Raw genomic sequence first — 17,623 nt, forward strand, 5'->3', positions numbered from 1 at the left:
CGAGATGGACGAGCGAGGAACGACATGACGACGCTACAACCGCCGGTGGCTGCGAAGCGCCCGCCGGCCCGGCCTTCGGCGAAGCGGGACCGCCGTTCGTGGACGGGATGGGGGTTCATCGGCCCCTTCGCGGCCGTCTTTGCCCTTGTCTTCCTGGCCCCCATCGTCTACTCGATCTACCTGAGTCTCTTCCGCGACCAGCTGATCGGCGGCAACACCTTCGTCGGCCTGGACAACTACACGCAGGCACTGAAGGACGACCAGTTCTGGTCCTCGCTGAGCCGGGTCTCGCTGTTCCTGGTGATCCAGGTGCCGATCATGCTCGGCATCGCCCTGTTCGTGGCACTCGCTCTGGACAGCGGCCGCCTGTACGGCCGGGACTTCTTCCGGATCTCGATCTTCCTGCCGTACGCGGTGCCCGCCGTGGTCGCCACCCTGATGTGGGGCTTCATGTACGGCACCCGGTTCGGCCTGGTGGGCGACATCAACAGCGCCTTCGACATCACCCTGCCCGACCCGCTCTCCGCGAACCTGGTCCTGGCGTCGATCGGCAACATCGTCACCTGGGAGTTCGTCGGCTACAACATGCTGATCTTCTACTCTGCGCTGCGGGTCATCCCGGCCTCGCTGTACGAGGCCGCGGAGATCGACGGCGCCGGGCAGTTCCGCGTCATCACGGCCATCAAGCTCCCCGCGATCCGCGGCGCCCTGGTCATCGCGACGATCTTCTCGATCATCGGCAGCTTCCAGCTGTTCAACGAGCCGAGCATCCTGCGGCCGCTGGCGCGCAACGCCATCACGACGGACTACACCCCGAACTTCTACACGTACTCACTGTCCTTCAACGGGCAGCAGCACAACTACTCCGCGGCGGTCGCCATCATCATGGGGCTGATCACCATGGTCATCGCCTATGTCGTGCAGCTCCGCGGCATGCGCAAGGGAGCGTGACCCAATGAGCAGCACGAGCAGCCCCGTCACCACCGGGTCCCACTCCGCACCCGCCCCGGCCGGCGGCGGCTCCAAGGGCAGGCCCCGACTGCGCACCCCCCGCAAGAACGCGTCCAGGCGCCCCAAACGCAGCATTCTGCTGACCGTGCTCACCGGTTTGATCCTGGTCTACACGGTGGTGCCCCTGCTGTGGCTGGTCATCAGCGCCACCAAGACCCAGGAAGGACTCGCCAACTCGTCCGGACTGTGGTTCAGCCACAAGTTCGCCCTCTGGAGCAACATCCACGACACGTTCACGTACCACGACGGCATCTTCGTCCGCTGGCTGCTGAACACCCTGCTGTACGTCGTGCTCGGCGCCGGCGGCGCCACCCTTCTGGCGATCCTGGGCGGCTACGCGCTGGCGAAGTTCCAGTTCCCCGGAAAGCGCGCCGTCTTCGCCGTGGTCATCGGTGCCGTGGCCGTCCCCGGCACCGCCCTGGCGGTACCCACCTTCCTGATGTTCAGCAAGATGGGGCTGACCGACACACCGTGGGCGGTGATCATCCCCTCGCTCGTGTCGCCCTTCGGTCTGTATCTGATGTGGGTCTTCGCCTCCGAGGCCATCCCCACCGAACTGATGGAGGCCGCCCGCATCGACGGGGCGGGCGAGATCCGCACCTTCTTCCAGGTGGCCCTGCCGCTGCTCGCCCCGGGCACCGTGACCGTTCTGCTCTTCACGACGGTCGCGACCTGGAACAACTACTTCCTGCCGCTGATCATGCTCAAGGATCCGAAGTGGTACCCCCTGACCCTGGGCCTGGACGCCTGGAACTCCCAGGCCCAGACGATCGGCGGCGACGTGATCTTCAACCTGGTGATCACCGGTTCGCTGCTCACCATCGTGCCGCTGATCGCCGCGTTCCTGCTGCTGCAGAAGTACTGGCAGTCCGGGCTCGCCGCCGGAAGCGTCAAGGAATAGCCCGACCTCAGGCCCCCACCCCCCGCAGCCTCACCTCTTTCACCCTCACTCTGTTCCACCCATGAAGAAGTCCCACCCACGAAGAAGTGGAAGCACCTCCATGCGCAGAACCTCCGGCCGCCTGCTGCGCGGCTTGACCCTCCTCTCCGTCCTCGCCCTGGGGGCGACCGCCTGCGGAGGCTCCGACGACGACAGCTCCGGCCAGAAGGCGGTGTCCGCCACGGACATCCAGGCGGCCCTCAAGAAGGGCGGCACGGTCAACGTCTGGGCCTGGGAGCCCACGCTGAAGACGGTCGCCGCCGACTTCCAGAAGAAGTACCCCAAGGTCAAGATCAACCTCGTCAGCGAGCGGTCCGGCGACAAGCACTACACCGCCCTGTCGAACGCCATCTCGGCCGGGAAGGGCGTGCCCGACGTCGCGCAGGTCGAGTACTTCGCGCTGAGCCAGTACGCCCTCACCAAGGGCCTCAGCGACCTGGCCCCCTACGGCGCCGACAAGCTCGCCGCCAAGTACACCCCGGGTCCGTGGAACGCCGTGAGCGAGGGCGACAAGGTCTACGGCCTGCCGATGGACTCCGGCCCCATGGCGATGTTCTACAACAAGAAGGTCTTCGACAAGTACAAGATCGCCGTCCCGACCACCTGGGACGAGTACGTCGACGCGGCCCGCAAGCTGCACAAGGCCGACCCCAAGGTCTACATCGCCAACGACGCCGGCGACGCGGGCTTCACCACCAGCATGCTGTGGCAGGCCGGTTCGCGCCCCTACAAGGTCGACGGCACCAAGGTGACGGTCAACTTCGAGGACGCGGGCGCCAAGAAGTACACCGACACCTGGCAGAAGCTCATCGACGAGAAGCTCGTCTCGCCCATCAACGGCTGGACCGACGACTGGTACAAGGGCCTCGGCGACGGCACCATCGCCACCCTGACCACCGGCGCCTGGATGCCCGCCAACTTCGTCTCCGGCGTGCCGAGCGCCTCCGGTGACTGGCGAGCGGCCCCGATGCCGCAGTGGACCAAGGGCGACAAGGCCAGCGCGGAGAACGGCGGCAGCTCCCTCACCCTGCCCGCCCTGGGCAAGAACAAGGAACTCGCCTACGCGTTCGTCGAGTACGCCAACTCCGGCGACGGCGTGCAGACCCGCATCAAGCAGGGCGCCTTCCCGGCGACCAAGGCGGAGCTCCAGTCCACCGAGTTCCAGAACACCAAGTTCGACTACTTCGGCGGCCAGGAAGCCAACAAGATCTTCGCCGACTCCGCCGCCAACGTCGCCAGCGACTGGTCGTACCTGCCCTTCCAGCAGTACGCCAACTCGATCTTCAACGACACCGTCGGCAAGGCCTACATCTCCGGGACCAAGCTGGCCGACGGCCTGAAGTCCTGGCAGGAAGCCTCCATCAAGTACGGCAACGAGCAGGGCTTCACCGTCTCGAAGTAACCGGCATCTCCTCGGGAGCCGCCGCTGAGCAGCAGGCGCTCGGCGGCGGCCGCCCGGAAGCAACCACGTACCTCGCGCCACCCCGTGCAGTAACCGGAAGGACCACCATGATCTCCACCCTCCTGTCCCAGTTGCGGCACGGGCCGGACGGTGACGCCACCCCCCGCCTCGCGTACGGCGCCGACTACAACCCGGAGCAGTGGACGCGAGAGGTGTGGGAGGAGGACATACGGCTCATGCAGGAGGCGGGCGTCAACATCGTCTCCGTGGCGATCTTCTCCTGGGCCCGCATCCAGCCCGCCGAGAACGAGTGGGACTTCGGCTGGCTCGACGAGGTCATGGACCTGCTGCACGCGGGAGGCATCGGGGTCGACCTGGCCACCGCCACCGCCTCCCCGCCGCCCTGGCTCAGCACCGCCCACCCGGAGATCCTTCCGGTCACCGCCTCCGGCGAGACGCTGTGGCCCGGGGCGCGCCAGCACTGGCGTCCCACCTCGCCCGTCTTCCGCGAGCACGCGCTGCGCCTGGTGCGGAAGATGGCCGAGCGCTACGCGAACCATCCCGCGCTGGTCGCCTGGCACGTCTCCAACGAGCTCGGCTGCCACAACGTCTACGACTACTCCGACGACGCAGCCCGCGCCTTCCGCGACTGGCTGCGCGCCCGCTACACCACCCTCGCCGCCCTCAACCACGCCTGGGGCACGGCGTTCTGGTCCCAGCGCTACAGCGACTGGGAGCAGATCCTGCCGCCCCGGCTGGCCGCCTCCCACCCGAACCCCACCCAGCAGCTGGACTTCAAGCGCTTCTCCTCCGACGTGCTGAAGGACCATCTGCGCGCGGAGCGGGACGTGCTGCGCGAGCTCACGCCCGATGTTCCGGTCACCACCAACTTCATGGTGATGGGCAACACCAAGGGAATGAACTACGCGGACTGGGCCGCCGAGATCGACTTCGTCTCCAACGACCACTACGTGGTGCCCGGCCCGCAGGACCGCGACGAGCTGTCCTTCTCCGCCAACCTCGTCAGCGGCATCGCCGGTGGCCGTCCCTGGTTCCTGATGGAGCACTCCACCAGCGCCGTGAACTGGCAGCCGATCAACGTGGCCAAGCGGCCGGGCGACCTCGCCCGTGACTCGCTGGTGCACGTCGCCCACGGCGCCGACGCGGTGTGCTTCTTCCAGTGGCGCCAGTCGGCGGCCGGCGCCGAGAAGTACCACTCGGCGATGGTGCCGCACGCCGGTGCCGACAGCGAGGTCTTCCGCGCGGTGACCGGCCTCGGACAGACCCTCAAGACCCTCGCCCCGGTCGCCGGGACCGAGCGTGAGCCGGCCCGGGTCGGAATCGTCTTCGACTGGGACTCGTGGTGGGCGAGCGAGCAGGACTCCCACCCCACCGCCCAGCTCAGCTACCGGCAGGAGGCGCTGGACTGGTACTCCGCGCTGCTCGCCCTCGGCATCCGGGCCGACGTCGTCACCACGCAGACCGAACTCGACCGCTACCAGGTCCTGATCACGCCGGTCCTGCACGTCATGCCGGCCCCGCTCGCCAAGGAGCTCACCCGGTACGCCGAGAACGGCGGCCACCTGGTCACCACGTACTTCTCCGGCGTCGTCGACGAGAACGACCACATCTGGCTCGGCGGCTACCCGGGCGCTCTGCGCGAGCTGCTCGGCATCCGCATCGAGGAGTTCGGCCCGCTGCTCGACGCCGAGACGGTCGACGTCGACCTGGACGGCGTGGACGGTGCCGCCACCGGCACCCTGTGGACCGATCGGATCAGCGTCACCGACCCCGCGGTGGAGGTGCTGGCCCACTACCGTGGCGGCACGTACGCCGACCGCCCCGCCGTCACCCGGCGCCCGACGGGCCAGGGCTCGGCCGCGTACGTCTCCACCCGGCTCGGCACGGACGGTCTCACCGCCCTGCTGCCCAAGCTGCTCGACCCGGCCGGTGTGCACAGTGAGCTGCCGGACGACGCGCGGGGAAGCGTCGAGCTGATCGTGCGCCGGAGCGCGGACAGCCGCTATCTGTTCCTGGTCAACCGGACCGACGAGACGGTGCCGCTGACCGGACTCACCGGAGACCTGCTGGTCGGCCGTACGGACGACGACGGCACCGTCGTCCTCTCCCCCCGGGATGTCGCCGTACTGCGGCAGCCCGCCCTCTGACGGCCCTCGAACAGCGAGCACGGCCCCCCGTTCGAGGGTTAGCCGGCGTGTCCCCACCCGGGGGCACGCCGGTCCATCGCAGCGACCACCTACGAGTTGGGAGCACACGTTGGCACGCCGTACTCGCACAAGACGGCTTCTGGGAACCATCGCAGGCACCGCGCTGGCCACCGGGGCAGCCCTGGTCACCGCCCCGCCGACGAGCGCGGAGACCGCGCCGTCGGCAGCCGCGTCCGTGACCGTCCGGCCGGATCCCTCGTACAAGGCGCAGAGCTTCGAGGGCTGGGGCACCAGCCTTGTCTGGTTCGCCAACGCCACCGGCGACTACCCGGCGCCGATCCGCGAAAAGCTCGCCGAGCTCCTCTTCGGCGACGACGGCCTCAATCTGAACATCGCCCGCTACAACATCGGCGGCGGCAACGCCCCCGACGTCGGGAACTACCTCCGGGCCGGCGGCGCGGTCGAGGGCTGGTGGAAGGCCCCGGACGGCACCACCCGTACGGACACCGACTGGTGGAGCGCCGACGACGTGGCCGACTGGAACCCGAACGCCGACGCCACCCAGCGCTGGTGGGTGGACCGGATCAAGAAGGACATCACCCACTGGGAGACGTTCAGCAACTCGCCGCCCTGGTTCATGACCACCAGCGGCTACGTCTCCGGCGGCTTCAACTCCTCCGCCGACCAGCTCAAGGCCGACTCCGTCGACGACTTCGCCGCCTATCTGGCGGGCGCGACCAAGCGGCTGGAGAAGGCGAGCGGCATCAAGGTCGACACCCTCGACCCGTTCAACGAGCCGAACACGAACTACTGGGGTACGCGTCTGGGAGCGGACGGGCAGCCGGCCGGCGGCCGCCAGGAGGGCGCGCACATCGGCCCCGAGCTCCAGCAGCAGGTGATACGCGCGCTGGCCCCCGCCCTCAAGAGGGCGAAGACCGGCACGAAGATCTCCGCGATGGACGAGACCAACTCCAGCCTCTTCACGCAGAACTGGAACACGTACCCCCAGGACGTGCGTGACCTGGTCGGCCAGTTGAACGTCCACACCTACGGAACGGGTGGCCGTACCAGCGTGCGCGACCTGGCCAAGGCGGCGGACAAGCCGCTGTGGATGAGCGAGGTCGAGGGCGACTGGGGCGACGGCCAGAGCTTCACGGACATGCGGCCGGGCCTGGGCCTGGCCCAGCAGATGGTCAACGACCTGCGCGAACTCGAGCCCAAGGCCTGGGTGTTCTGGCAGCCGGTCGAGGACTACGACAACATGAAGCCCGGCGGCGAGTCCGCCAAGGGCGGCAACTGGGGCAGCGTCCAGATCCCGTTCAGCTGCACGTCCGCGGACACCCTCGCGACCTGCCCCATCTACACGAACACGAAGTTCGACACCGCCCGCAACTTCACCCACTACATCAAGCCGGGCGACCGGCTGATCAAGACCGACGACACGTCCAGCGCGGCCGCGGTCTCCAAGAGCGGCAACGGGGCGACCGTCGTCCACGTCAACAGCACCACCAGCCCGCGAACGGTCACCATCGACCTGTCCAAGTTCGGCCACATCGCGCGGCACGCGACGGTGACTCCCGTGGTGACCAGCGCCGACGGCAAGTTGGCACGCCAGACCCCCGTCGCGGTCGCCGACCGGCAGGCCACCTTCACCGTGCCCGCCCAGTCCGTGACCTCCTTCGTCGTCAAGGGCGTGTCGGGCGTCGCCAAGGACGCCGCTCTGCTGAAGAAGGGGCACACCTACTCCCTGACCGGCGTCCAGAGCGGCAAGGCGCTCACCGTCGCGGACGACGGCAGCAAGCTCGTCATCAAGACGGCGAGCACGGACGCGGCCACGGTCACCGGCCAGCGGTGGCAGCTGCGACAGATCAGCGGCCACACCGGCAACCGGCAGCGGTACGTGTTCACCAACCCGGTGGAGGGCAAGCGGCTGGCCGTGCGCGACGGCGCCCCGGTCCTGGAGGCCGACAGCGGTCCTCGTGACGCGGCGACGCAGTGGATCATGTCGACGACCGGTGACGGCACCTGGACCCTCGTCAACGCCGCGACCGGAAGGCTCCTGGAGGTGGGCGGTCAGGCCACCGCCGACGGATCCGCCGTCACGACATGGACGCCGAACTCCGGCTCCAACCAGCGGTGGACGGTGTCCGACGTGACCGACGGGGCCGGCTCCTAGCCCTACGGCGGCATCCGTCTCCGCGCCCACCCCTGACACTCCGGGCGGTCGCGGAGACGGATGCGTCGTCGACCACGTGAAATTCCTTGAGCCCTCAGCGCCCCGTACTCGGCCCGACCGGGTGCCGACGCACCCAGACGAGCAGCGCCACCGAACACACCGCGGCGAACGCGCACCAGGTCGACACGAACTCCAGCTCCCACAGCACCCAGCAGATCAGCGCGCCCGCGCCCATCAGCACACCGAGCAGGACAAGTCCACGGTCGCCGGAGAGCAGGAGAGAGCCGACGGTGGCCAGGAGATAGCCGGCGACGAGCAGTTCAGGATCGTTCAGATGCACGACGTAGCCGAGGGTGTGGCCGCGGACCTCAGCCCGCACGGGGCGGGTCACGAGGGCGTACGCGAGTGCGGCGGCGGTCGCGAGGCCGACCGCCAGGGGGACCGTCAGCCTGCGCCGCGCGTGCGGGGGCGCCGCGCACATCGCACCGGCCGGGACCCACACCGCGAGCAGCGGCAGCGCGATGACGGCCCAGGCGACGGTGGCGGGGCCCGTACCCCCGCCGGAGTCCCAGACCGCGGACTCCACGATCTGATGCGCCCCGAGGATCAACGGCAGCGCGGCCAGCGGCAGATCGCGGGATCGCCGCACGCGCGCCACGCAGGCCACCCCGACCGCGGCGATCCCGACACCGGCGGCCAGGTCGGCTGTCGCACTCCAACACATCGCGTCACCAGGGGGTCGGCCGTCATGTGATTACACCTTTACGGTGACCAAGGTAGTGCCGCCGTCGGCCGGGGGCGCGGGAGCCCGCACGGGGGTCCTCATCCGGCCGAGTGGGGACTCAGGTACCGACGTAGGTCGCGAGGTGCTCGCCGGTGAGGGTGGAGCGGTCGGCGACGAGGTCGGCGGGGGTGCCCTCGAAGACGATCCGGCCGCCGTCGTGGCCGGCGCCGGGGCCGAGGTCGATGATCCAGTCGGCGTGGGCCATGACCGCCTGGTGGTGCTCCACGACGATGACCGACTTGCCCGCGTCGACGAGCCGGTCGAGCAGGCCGAGCAGCTGCTCGACGTCGGCGAGGTGGAGTCCGGCGGTCGGCTCGTCGAGTACGTAGACCCCGCCCTTCTCCGCCATGTGGGTGGCCAGCTTGAGCCGCTGCCGCTCGCCGCCGGACAGTGTGGTGAGCGGCTGGCCGAGGCTGAGGTAGCCGAGACCGACGTCGGCGAGTCGGGTGAGGACGCGGTGAGCGGCCGGCGTGTGCGCCTCACCGGCGCCGAAGAACTCCTCGGCCTCGGTCACCGACATCGCGAGCACCTCACTGATGTCGCGGCCGCCGAGGTGGTAGTCGAGGACCGAAGCCTGGAACCGCTTCCCCTCGCACTCCTCACAGGTGGTGGCGACCCCGGCCATCATCGCCAGGTCGGTGTAGATGACGCCGGCGCCGTTGCAGGTGGGGCAGGCGCCCTCGGAGTTGGCACTGAACAACGCCGGCTTCACGCCGTTGGCCTTGGCGAACGCCTTGCGGATCGGGTCGAGCAGTCCGGTGTACGTCGCCGGGTTGCTCCGCCTGGAGCCACGGATCGCGCCCTGGTCGACCGACACCACACCCTCGCCGGCCGGGATCGATCCGTGCACGAGCGAGCTCTTGCCGGAGCCGGCGACGCCGGTCACGACCGCGAGCACCCCGAGCGGGATGTCGACGTCGACGCCGCGCAGGTTGTGCGTCGACGCACCGCGGATCTCCAGGGTGCCGGTGGGCTTGCGCACCGTCTCCTTGACGGCGGCCCGGTCGTCGAAGTGGCGGCCGGTGATGGTGCCGCCGGTCCGCAGCCCCTCGACGGTGCCCTCGAAGCAGACGGTGCCGCCCGCCGTACCGGCGCCGGGACCGAGGTCGACGACATGGTCGGCGATCGCGATCGTCTCCGGCTTGTGTTCCACGACGAGCACCGTGTTGCCCTTGTCCCGCAGCCGCAGCAGCAGGTCGTTCATCCGCTGGATGTCATGCGGGTGCAGGCCGATGGTGGGCTCGTCGAAGACGTAGGTGACGTCGGTGAGCGAGGAGCCGAGGTGGCGGATCATCTTGACGCGCTGCGCCTCGCCGCCGGACAGCGTGCCCGCCGGGCGGTCGAGCGAGAGGTAGCCGAGGCCGATCTCCACGAACGAGTCGAGGGTCTGCTGCAACGCGGTGAGCAGCGGCGCCACCGACGGCTCGTCGAGACCGCGGATCCACTCGGCCAGGTCGCTGATCTGCATCGCGCAGGCGTCGGCGATGCTGGTCCGGTTGATCTTCGACGACCGGGCCCCCTCGTTGAGCCGGGTGCCGTCGCACTCGGGGCAGGTGGTGAAGGTGACCGCCCGGTCCACGAACTCCCGGATGTGCGGCTGCATGCCCTCCCGGTCCTTGGCGAGCATCGACTTCTGGATCCGCGGGATCAGACCCTCGTAGGTCATGTTGATGCCCGCGATCTTCATCCTGGTCGGCTCGCGGTGGAGGAAGTCCTGCAACTCCTTCTTGGTGAACTTGCGGATCGGCTTGTCCGCGTCGAAGAAGCCCGACTCGCTGTAGAGACGGGAGTTCCAGCCGCCCCCCGTGTAGCCGGGGATGGTGATCGCACCCTCGGAGAGCGACTTGGAGTCGTCGTAGAGCTGGGTGAGGTCGAGATCGGTGACCGTGCCGCGGCCTTCGCAGCGCGGACACATGCCGCCGGTGATACTGAAGCTGCGGCGCTCCTTCACCTTCTGTCCGCCGCGTTCCATGGTGACCGCACCCGCCCCGCTGATCGAGGCGACGTTGAAGGAGAACGCCTTGGGCGAGCCGATGTGCGGCTTCCCGAGCCGGCTGAAGAGGATGCGCAGCATCGCGTTGGCGTCGGTGGCGGTGCCGACCGTGGAGCGGGGGTCCGCGCCCAGCCGCTGCTGGTCGACGGTGATCACGGTGGTCAGCCCGTCGAGGACGTCGACCTCCGGCCGCGCCAGCGTCGGCATGAAGCCCTGCACGAAGGCGCTGTACGTCTCGTTGATCAGCCGTTGCGACTCCGCGGCGATCGTGTTGAACACCAGCGAGCTCTTGCCCGAGCCGGAGACACCGGTGAACACCGTCAGCCGACGCTTCGGGATCTCGATGCTGACGTCCTTGAGATTGTTCTCGCGCGCGCCGTGCACGCGGATCAGATCGTGGCTGTCGGCAGCATGCGGCGCAGGCGACTGCGTGTCCGTCCTCGTGGCCATGCTCATCGTGTCTCCATCTGTTCGGTGGGGCCGCCCGCACGGTCTCCGTCGGCGTCGCCTGGCCGGATCCGACCAGCCCCGAGGGTAACGTCTGGTTTTCCCGTGCCGGGGCCCGGACCGCGATGTCCGTGGCCGTCACGCTAGCCGCGGCGTGCTGACCGGCGCTTCTCGAATCCTGACCGATCCGGTCACCTGCTTCGCCACCCAGGACGGCGTCCCCGTCGTCGCACGCGTCGCGTTCACGTCCGAGGCGCGTTGCTGTCCCGCCGCTGGATCGTCGCGGCCGCACGGTGCAGTTCGGTGAGGACCGTTCGTACGGCCCTTCGCGCGGCACGTTCGGGGCGATGGAGCACGTCGATGTGGCGTCGGGTGTGCACGCCGCTGAGAGGTCTGAGGACCAGTGCGGGGTGTGGACGCGTGGTCCAGCGGGGCATCAGGGCCAGGCCGGCTCCGGCGGCGACGGCTTCGGCGACCACCGCGAATTCGTTGATGCGATGGACGATGTCGAGCCGCCGGTTCGCGGCGCTCGCGATGGCGTCGATGGTGGCCATCAGCGGGAACCCGTCGTGAACGGTGATCCAGGGTTGGTCCGCGACGTCTCGCGGGGTCAGACGTCGTTTGGCGGTCAGGGGGTGGTCGACCGGCAGGGCGATGTCCAGCGGTTCACGCAGCAGTGTGTCGGCGGTGACCGTGTCCGGCCAGGGCGGCGCCTGGCCGAGGTGATGGGCGAGTACGAGGTCGTAGTCCCGGGTCAGTCGCGGAAAGTGGTCCTGCGGGACGTCCTCGTCGGCGAGCGAGAGCCGTGGACGTCCAGGTCCGGCCCCGCCGAGCAGCAGGAGCGGGAAGAACGTGGAGGCCGCGCTGTGGAAGGCCGCGACCGATACACCCGCGTCCGGCTGGTCGACGAATTCGTCGATCGCGTGCCGCGCCGTGGCCATCGCGGTCTCCACCTCGATCGCGGCACGGGCCAGGGCTTGCCCGGCATCGGTGAGTACCAGCCGCCGGCCGTCACGTTCGGTCAGCGGAACGGGGATCGAGCGTTGCAGCAGCCGTAGCTGTTGGGAGATCGCCGAGGGCGTCATCAGCAGCGCCTCGGCGGTGGCGGTGACGCTTCCCGACTCGCCGAGTTCCCGCAAGATCTGCAACTGCCGTTCATTCACCTGCTCAGTGTAGTGATGCTTCAGGGTTGGTGAAGAACATCGTTCTTGGCTTCAGAGTGGGAACAGTGCAGCGTAGGGGCGTGTTCTCCACCCGCCGCACTGACGCAGTGCTTCTCCTTGTCGCCGTTGTCTGGGGCTCCAGCTATCTGGCCGCGAAGACAGCCACCCATGCCCTGCCGGTCCTGGTGGTGCTGTTCGCGCGGTACGCGATCTCCGCGATCGCCTGCCTCGCTCTCGTCGCCACCCGCCGTCGGGAGGGGCGGTACACGCCGGACGAAGTTCGTGTCGGGGCTTTGCTGGGGGTCACTCAGGCCGCTGTCCTGGTTCTGGAGACGTACGGTGTCGCGCACACCAGCGCGGCCAACGCCGGCCTGATCATCAGCCTCACCATCGTGCTCACCCCGCTGCTGGACCGCACGACGGACGGCGGACGGCTGCCCCCGCGCTTCTTCGCCGCCACGGGTGTGTGCCTGGCGGCCGTCGCGCTGCTCATGTCCGGCAGCGGCTTCCACACGCCCCGGATCGGCGACGTGCTGATGCTCGCCGCGGCGGTGGTGCGCGCGGCGCATGTCGCGCTCGTGGGGCGGCTCACGGAGGGGCGCGTCGTGCGGCCGTTGCAGCTGACGACCGTTCAGACGGGTGTCGGCTCGGCGCTGTTCGTCGTGCCCGCCGCGAGTGCCCTGCCGACGCTGACCCGGGTCGATGCCGCGCTCTGGGGCCAGCTCGTGTATCTCGCCCTGTTCTGCAGCGTGTTCGCCTTCCTCGCGCAGACCTGGGCGGTGCAGAACAGCTCTGCCAGCCGGGCCAGTCTGCTGCTGGGCACCGAACCGGTCTGGGCGGTCGTGGTCGGCGTCTGCCTGGGCGGCGAAGGGTTCACCGTCCTTGCCGGCCTCGGGGCGGCGCTCATGGTCACCGGGACGTACTGGGGACAGAACATCGAACGCACCCACCGCACCGCCGACATCGAGGAGTCCCCACGCCGGACAACGGCACCTACGAGCGCCTGATCAGCGTGTCCAGAACTCTGTGTGTGCCTGTGGTTTCCGGGCTTTTCGGGCGCGGCGTGGCCGTGTGCGGTCGCCGGCGAGTGGATCCGAACCGCCGTGGAACATCCTCGCGGCGCCCGGGCCTACCCACCACTGGTGAAGCGGGCCCGCCACAGGTCGCGGAGCAGCGCGATCTCGGCCATGTGGTGGATGAATTCGAGGTTGGCCCCCGACAGCACGGTGATGAAGGGGTCGTCGGGGTCGGAGCCGTACGGGTACTGCGAGAAGCCGACCGTGTCGAGCTGCTCGTCGGTGACGGCGGCGACGCTGTCACGCCAGCGGTCGATCACCGCCCAGAACCGCTCGAGTGCCAAGGCGGCGGAGGGGGTGAAGTCGACCAGCAGTTTCGGCTCGTGCCGACGTTCGCCGAAGGTCCACTCCCATGGGCCCGCGAAGTGGAAGTGCAGGTGGCCCAGCCGCCAGGCGATGGTGGTGACCGGCGTTTTGTCAGGCTCCGGCGTACCGGTGTGGGCGAGGACCTGCTCGACCCGCTCGACACTCACGCTCCAGTCATCGGCGATCTTGGCGACGGTCATGCCGTCAGCCGCCTGCCGGGCAACCTCGGCGTACTCGCTCGCCGGGATGTCCGCCGCGCCCAGGTCGAGCACCCACTCGCCCGGCCCGAACGCCCTGGGCGTCACCGCCTCGCCCCGGCGCCGGATCGACCAGGAACCGGGCACGGGCTCCCACAGGTACTCCTCGTCGCTGAGCCCGGTCAGTCGCACCTGGGCCATCTCCCTGGCGTGGTCGAACTGGTCGAGCAGTAAGCCCAAACGGTCGGTCCGGGTGTTCTCAGTCTGCATGCCAGGTTCCCTTTGTGGTCGCGTCGCGTATCTCACCGCGCTCAGGCGGAAGTTAACGGCCCACCTCACGGGGCGCGACCGATTTACCCACCCACCAAGCCCCGTAGTCTGCTCTGAGGCGCAACGATGTGATCTTCGGCGGGAGACTCTCATGATGAGCGGCAGCAGGTCCAGCACGGATGTCGGCGGTAGCCACATCGGACTGGTCGTGACGATCAGACGAGGCGGCTGCCGACGGTCGGGAGGAGTTCCGTCCGCTCGGTGAGTTCAGCCCCCAGGAACGGGAGAGAGATCGTCACTCTGCCGCCGACGATCGACGCACGCTGTTCGGCAACCACAAGCTACGGCCCCCCATTCCGCGGCTTCGGGCCGCCGAGAGTTCGGTCGCCGGACTCGATACCGGCGACCTGGACCCACGTCGCTGGGGCACGGCGGCCCTTTCCTCATGCGGCGTCTGTGACCGAGCGGTCGAGCTCGGCGGGCTCCACCCGGTCCCAATCTCGCTGCGGGTGGCCACGGACGTTCTGCCCCTGCTGGTCAACGCATGTTCGGCGCAGCGCCGGGGCCGCGGTCCGTCAGTCGAGCCGTGCCTCGCCGTACGGCAGCAGCCGTACCGGGCCGAGCAACCCGTACGCCTGTCGTGCCGTACCGCCGTAGACCGCGGGGTCGCTGACCCGCAGCCGGTTGGAGAGCGGCGTGGCGACCTCGACCTCGATGACGTTGACCCCGCGCCGGAGCAGGTCGCCCAGGTCCACCACCGGATGGATCTGGTCGACAGGGTCGAGGCGGTGGCCGTTCACGGTGATCCGGCAGGTGTCGGTCACGGTGCCCAGTTCCAGGCGGGCGCCGTGGCCACCGGTCCAGCCGTTGTCGAGGGTGACCGTGGTGCGGTAGAGGCCGATTCCGGAGACGTCCGCGAGCTCGGTGATCTGCGACCAGGGCAGCAGTGCGTCGAGGGTGAGGTCGTGGTCGACGACGGTGGTGCGGTAGGCCGTGACGCCCGGCCGCCAGTCCTGCACGCGCAGCTGCCAGGAGGTGAGATCCATCGGCGCGGGGACGCTCTTGAGTGTCGTCCGCACGGTGCGGCCGGACGAGAGGACGGAGCTGTACGTGCCTGCCGTGGCCGCCCGGACGGTGAGTCCCGCGTCGGTGAAGCGCACCTCGTCCGCCTCGCTGTCGACGGCGTGCGGACGGCTGCCGGTGCGGTCGCCGAAGAGGCCGGGGCGGCCGAGGGCCAGGATCAGGGTCTCGGCGGGCTGGAGGGTGACGCGAGCGGTGACGGTGTCGCCGTCCTCGGTGTAGCGGGCGAGGCGCTCGGCCTTTCCGGTCCACGGGTCGAGGAGATAGGGCACGGCGCCCGCCTGCGTGCGGCGCAGGGTGATCTCGTGGCCGATCGCGGCCACCGGCGGCTTGACGGTCTCGGCGTGCTTGCCGTTGCACAGGTAGTAGTAGTCGACACCGTCGGCCACGCGGTGGGCGTTGAGCAGGGTGGAGGAGGACGCGTAGCGCACGTCCGGCACCACCCCGAGGTCGTCGAGAGCGGTGGGGACGGCCGACTTGTCGGCGACCTGGCGCACCAGCGGCAGGGCCAGCAACTCGGCCACGACAGAACGCAGTTCGTCGCCCTCGCCGCTGTCGGGGACGCCGGACGGCACGACGGAGTCCCAGGCGCCGAGCAGTACGACGGGCAGTCCGGCGCGGGCGAGGCGCAGCAGGGCGCGGGCGTCGGACAGGGCCAGGGTGACCGTGGAGCCGTAGAAGAAGTCGCCCTCGACGAACAGGGCCTTGTACGCCGGGCCTTCGGGTGCGAGGCGCCCGTGGCGCACGGTGGCGGCGGGCAGGTCGAGCAGTGGCCCGCTGAGGAACTGGTGGGTCCAGCCCAGGGGGATGCCCGTCGCGGTGAACCAGGAGGCGCCGATGCCGGTGGCGGTGTATCCCGTCTGCCGGAACACCGCGACGTCGACGCGCGGACGGCCGGTCCGCAACACCTGGTGGACCCGGCCCAGATACCCCGACACATCCTCGACGTGCCGCCAGGTCGGATGTCTCGGCCCCCAGGACTCGCCGTAGCCGACGGTCCCCTTGTACGGGGTGAAGGCCGCGTACCCGGGCCAGTTCACGCCCGGCAACTCGGCGTAGGAGAAGCCGTGGACGACCGTCTGGTTGACCCCCGCCGCATAGGCGCCGCCCATGGTGCGCAGGAACTTCTGCCAGGTGGTGTTGTACGCCCCGCCGGCGTAGGCGCCCGCCTCGCAGGACAGCACCGTATGCCCGGCCATGTCACGGCCGCCCGCCAGACAGCGGTAGTCGTCGAGGTTCTTGAAGCCGAGGGATTCGCCCTCGGGGATGTCCAGGAGCGCGGCCGAGGCGATCGCGTCGGTCTGCAGACCGTAGGGCTGGGATCGCAGTTCGAGGCTGAGGGAGTGGGCCCAGGTACGCAGGGCCGTCACGTGGTGCCGGTTGAAGAGGACGGACACCGTCTCCCAGAAGTCGTGCCGGATCTGCCGGGTGACGGCGGCTTCGAACGCGAAGACCTGGCTGCCGTGGTTCAGGATCACGGCGGGCAGCAGCGGCAGCAGGGAGCGGCCGGTGTGGGCGAGGAACGCGTCGGGGAGGCCGGACGTCCACTGGAGCCCGTCGGTCTCCAGCTCGATGGAGTCCTCGAAGAGCGCCCCGCCGGAGACCTTGAGCAGGCGCCGGACGGTGGGAGAGAGGAGGTGCGCCTCCCAGTAGTCGGTCACCGCGCGGGTGCCGGCCGCGCTGAAGTGGTCGACCACGTACGCGGCCGGGGCGGTGTGCGGGCCGCCCTCCGGGGTCTGCCCGGAACCGCGTACCCAGTAGGAGACGATCACCCAGCTGCCGTCGTCGGGCACGGTCCAGGTGAGGGCACCGTCGGTGACGGCGCCGGTGAGGTCGAACACCGAGTCGAGGTCGAGCCCCGTCTCCTTGCGGGTGGAGTTCGCGGTGTTCACCCGGGCGGCCTGGACCAGGAGCAGCCGCTGCCGGGTCACACCGGACGCGGCGGCGTGGACCGGGGGCGGCACGGCTCCGGAGTAGGTGGATCCCGCCGTCAACGTGACCGTTCCGTAGGCGAGTTCCTTGACCGCCGCCTCGCTGTCCGGCGTGATGCCGGGGACCGCCGCGGGCCAGCTCGGACCGATCGTCAGATCGACGGTGAGGCCGCGCCGGGCCGCCTGGCCGAGCGCCGCCTCCACTCCCGTCACCCACGCCGCGCTGCCCCAGCCGTGCCGCGCGGTGTCCAGAACCGCGGGGTCCGTGACGCTGTGATGGACCGCGGCTATCTCGGCCCCGCCGAAACCGGCGTCGGCGATCTGGTCGATCTCCCGTCTGATCTCGTCGGGCTGTACCAGGCCGTCCGGCCACCACCAGCGGAACTTCGGCCGCACCGCGCGCCCGGGCGCCGCGAACGGCAGCCCCGCGGCGGTCGCGGCCCCCGCGGGTGCGGGCAGGCTCCAGTCGAGTGTGCCGACCGCCGCCGTGGCCACGGCGACCGAGAGGAGAGTGCGGCGGGGGAGTCCCGAACGGCGGTCCGGGGTGTCGTTGCTCATGGATCTCGTCCACTCTCTCGAAGGGCAGCACAAACAGGGCCCCTTCGGGCCCACGCTTTTGAATCGTTTAAATCCTCCGGGAAGCTACGGCCCCGGATCGGAGAGCGTCAAGATCCGTGCA

11 protein-coding genes are annotated in these 17,623 nt (G+C 69.5%); 6 read left to right on the forward strand and 5 right to left on the reverse strand.

What is annotated here, in order from left to right:
• Window positions 1-24 precede the first annotated feature (24 nt).
• The 5 genes from OG568_RS45455 to OG568_RS45475 all read left to right on the forward strand — a co-directional run bounded on the left by OG568_RS45455 (window position 25) and on the right by OG568_RS45475 (window position 7,697).
• Window positions 25-951 carry a carbohydrate ABC transporter permease gene (locus OG568_RS45455; RefSeq protein ID WP_266579431.1) on the forward strand — a complete coding sequence of 309 codons (927 nt, stop codon included), beginning with the start codon at window positions 25-27 and terminating at the stop codon, window positions 949-951.
• A gap of 4 nt (window positions 952-955) precedes the next feature.
• Window positions 956-1,912 carry a carbohydrate ABC transporter permease gene (locus OG568_RS45460; RefSeq protein WP_266579429.1) on the forward strand — a complete coding sequence of 319 codons (957 nt, stop codon included), beginning with the start codon at window positions 956-958 and terminating at the stop codon, window positions 1,910-1,912.
• A gap of 100 nt (window positions 1,913-2,012) precedes the next feature.
• Window positions 2,013-3,353, forward strand: a complete 1,341-nt coding sequence (locus tag OG568_RS45465) for an ABC transporter substrate-binding protein (RefSeq protein WP_329535823.1) — start codon at window positions 2,013-2,015, stop codon at window positions 3,351-3,353.
• A 107-nt stretch (window positions 3,354-3,460) separates the two neighbouring features.
• Complete coding sequence (locus OG568_RS45470) at window positions 3,461-5,521, forward strand: beta-galactosidase (RefSeq protein WP_329535824.1); 2,061 nt, start codon at window positions 3,461-3,463, stop codon at window positions 5,519-5,521.
• A 109-nt stretch (window positions 5,522-5,630) separates the two neighbouring features.
• The gene (locus OG568_RS45475) at window positions 5,631-7,697 is read left to right on the forward strand and encodes an RICIN domain-containing protein (RefSeq protein WP_329535825.1); all 2,067 of its coding nucleotides are present in this window, start codon (window positions 5,631-5,633) and stop codon (window positions 7,695-7,697) included.
• A 94-nt stretch (window positions 7,698-7,791) separates the two neighbouring features.
• On the opposite strand, the gene OG568_RS45480 is transcribed toward OG568_RS45475, so the two are convergent.
• The 3 genes from OG568_RS45480 to OG568_RS45490 form a co-directional block, all read right to left on the reverse strand.
• Complete coding sequence (locus tag OG568_RS45480) at window positions 7,792-8,421, reverse strand: DUF6629 family protein (protein WP_329535826.1); 630 nt, start codon at window positions 8,419-8,421, stop codon at window positions 7,792-7,794.
• A 118-nt stretch (window positions 8,422-8,539) separates the two neighbouring features.
• Window positions 8,540-10,930 carry an excinuclease ABC subunit UvrA gene (locus tag OG568_RS45485; RefSeq protein WP_329535827.1) on the reverse strand — a complete coding sequence of 797 codons (2,391 nt, stop codon included), beginning with the start codon at window positions 10,928-10,930 and terminating at the stop codon, window positions 8,540-8,542.
• A 233-nt stretch (window positions 10,931-11,163) separates the two neighbouring features.
• Entirely contained in the window at window positions 11,164-12,084 is a 921-nt protein-coding gene (locus tag OG568_RS45490) for a LysR family transcriptional regulator (protein ID WP_266418586.1), read from the reverse strand.
• An 80-nt stretch (window positions 12,085-12,164) separates the two neighbouring features.
• Here OG568_RS45490 and OG568_RS45495 point away from each other — a divergent pair, with 80 nt between their 5' ends.
• Window positions 12,165-13,091, forward strand: coding sequence for a DMT family transporter (locus tag OG568_RS45495; protein ID WP_329535828.1), 927 nt, complete (start codon window positions 12,165-12,167; stop codon window positions 13,089-13,091).
• Window positions 13,092-13,213: 122 nt separating this feature from the next.
• Here the strand turns inward: OG568_RS45495 and OG568_RS45500 are convergent, their stop codons facing one another.
• Together OG568_RS45500 and OG568_RS45505 are read right to left on the reverse strand one after the other, a co-directional pair.
• Complete coding sequence (locus OG568_RS45500; protein WP_329535829.1) at window positions 13,214-13,933, reverse strand: DinB family protein; 720 nt, start codon at window positions 13,931-13,933, stop codon at window positions 13,214-13,216.
• 575 nt (window positions 13,934-14,508) lie between these two features.
• Window positions 14,509-17,502 (reverse strand): glycosyl hydrolase, encoded by a 2,994-nt coding sequence (locus tag OG568_RS45505; RefSeq protein ID WP_329535830.1) that lies wholly within the window; start codon window positions 17,500-17,502, stop codon window positions 14,509-14,511.
• Window positions 17,503-17,623: the final 121 nt, after the last annotated feature.

It is taken from the genome of Streptomyces sp. NBC_01450, assembly GCF_036227505.1.
In the GTDB taxonomy this organism is placed as follows: Bacteria; Actinomycetota; Actinomycetes; order Streptomycetales; family Streptomycetaceae; genus Streptomyces.

Excerpts from the sequence above, each read along its gene's own strand:
- OG568_RS45485 (WP_329535827.1), bottom strand. The coding sequence starts at position 10,930 with ATGAGCATGGCCACGAGGACGGACACGCAGTCGCCTGCGCCGCATGCT.
- OG568_RS45465 (WP_329535823.1), top strand. The coding sequence starts at position 2,013 with ATGCGCAGAACCTCCGGCCGCCTGCTGCGCGGCTTGACCCTCCTCTCC.
- OG568_RS45455 (WP_266579431.1), top strand. The coding sequence starts at position 25 with ATGACGACGCTACAACCGCCGGTGGCTGCGAAGCGCCCGCCGGCCCGG.
- OG568_RS45500 (WP_329535829.1), bottom strand. The coding sequence starts at position 13,933 with ATGCAGACTGAGAACACCCGGACCGACCGTTTGGGCTTACTGCTCGAC.
- OG568_RS45480 (WP_329535826.1), bottom strand. The coding sequence starts at position 8,421 with ATGTGTTGGAGTGCGACAGCCGACCTGGCCGCCGGTGTCGGGATCGCC.
- OG568_RS45460 (WP_266579429.1), top strand. The coding sequence starts at position 956 with ATGAGCAGCACGAGCAGCCCCGTCACCACCGGGTCCCACTCCGCACCC.
- OG568_RS45505 (WP_329535830.1), bottom strand. The coding sequence starts at position 17,502 with ATGAGCAACGACACCCCGGACCGCCGTTCGGGACTCCCCCGCCGCACT.
- OG568_RS45470 (WP_329535824.1), top strand. The coding sequence starts at position 3,461 with ATGATCTCCACCCTCCTGTCCCAGTTGCGGCACGGGCCGGACGGTGAC.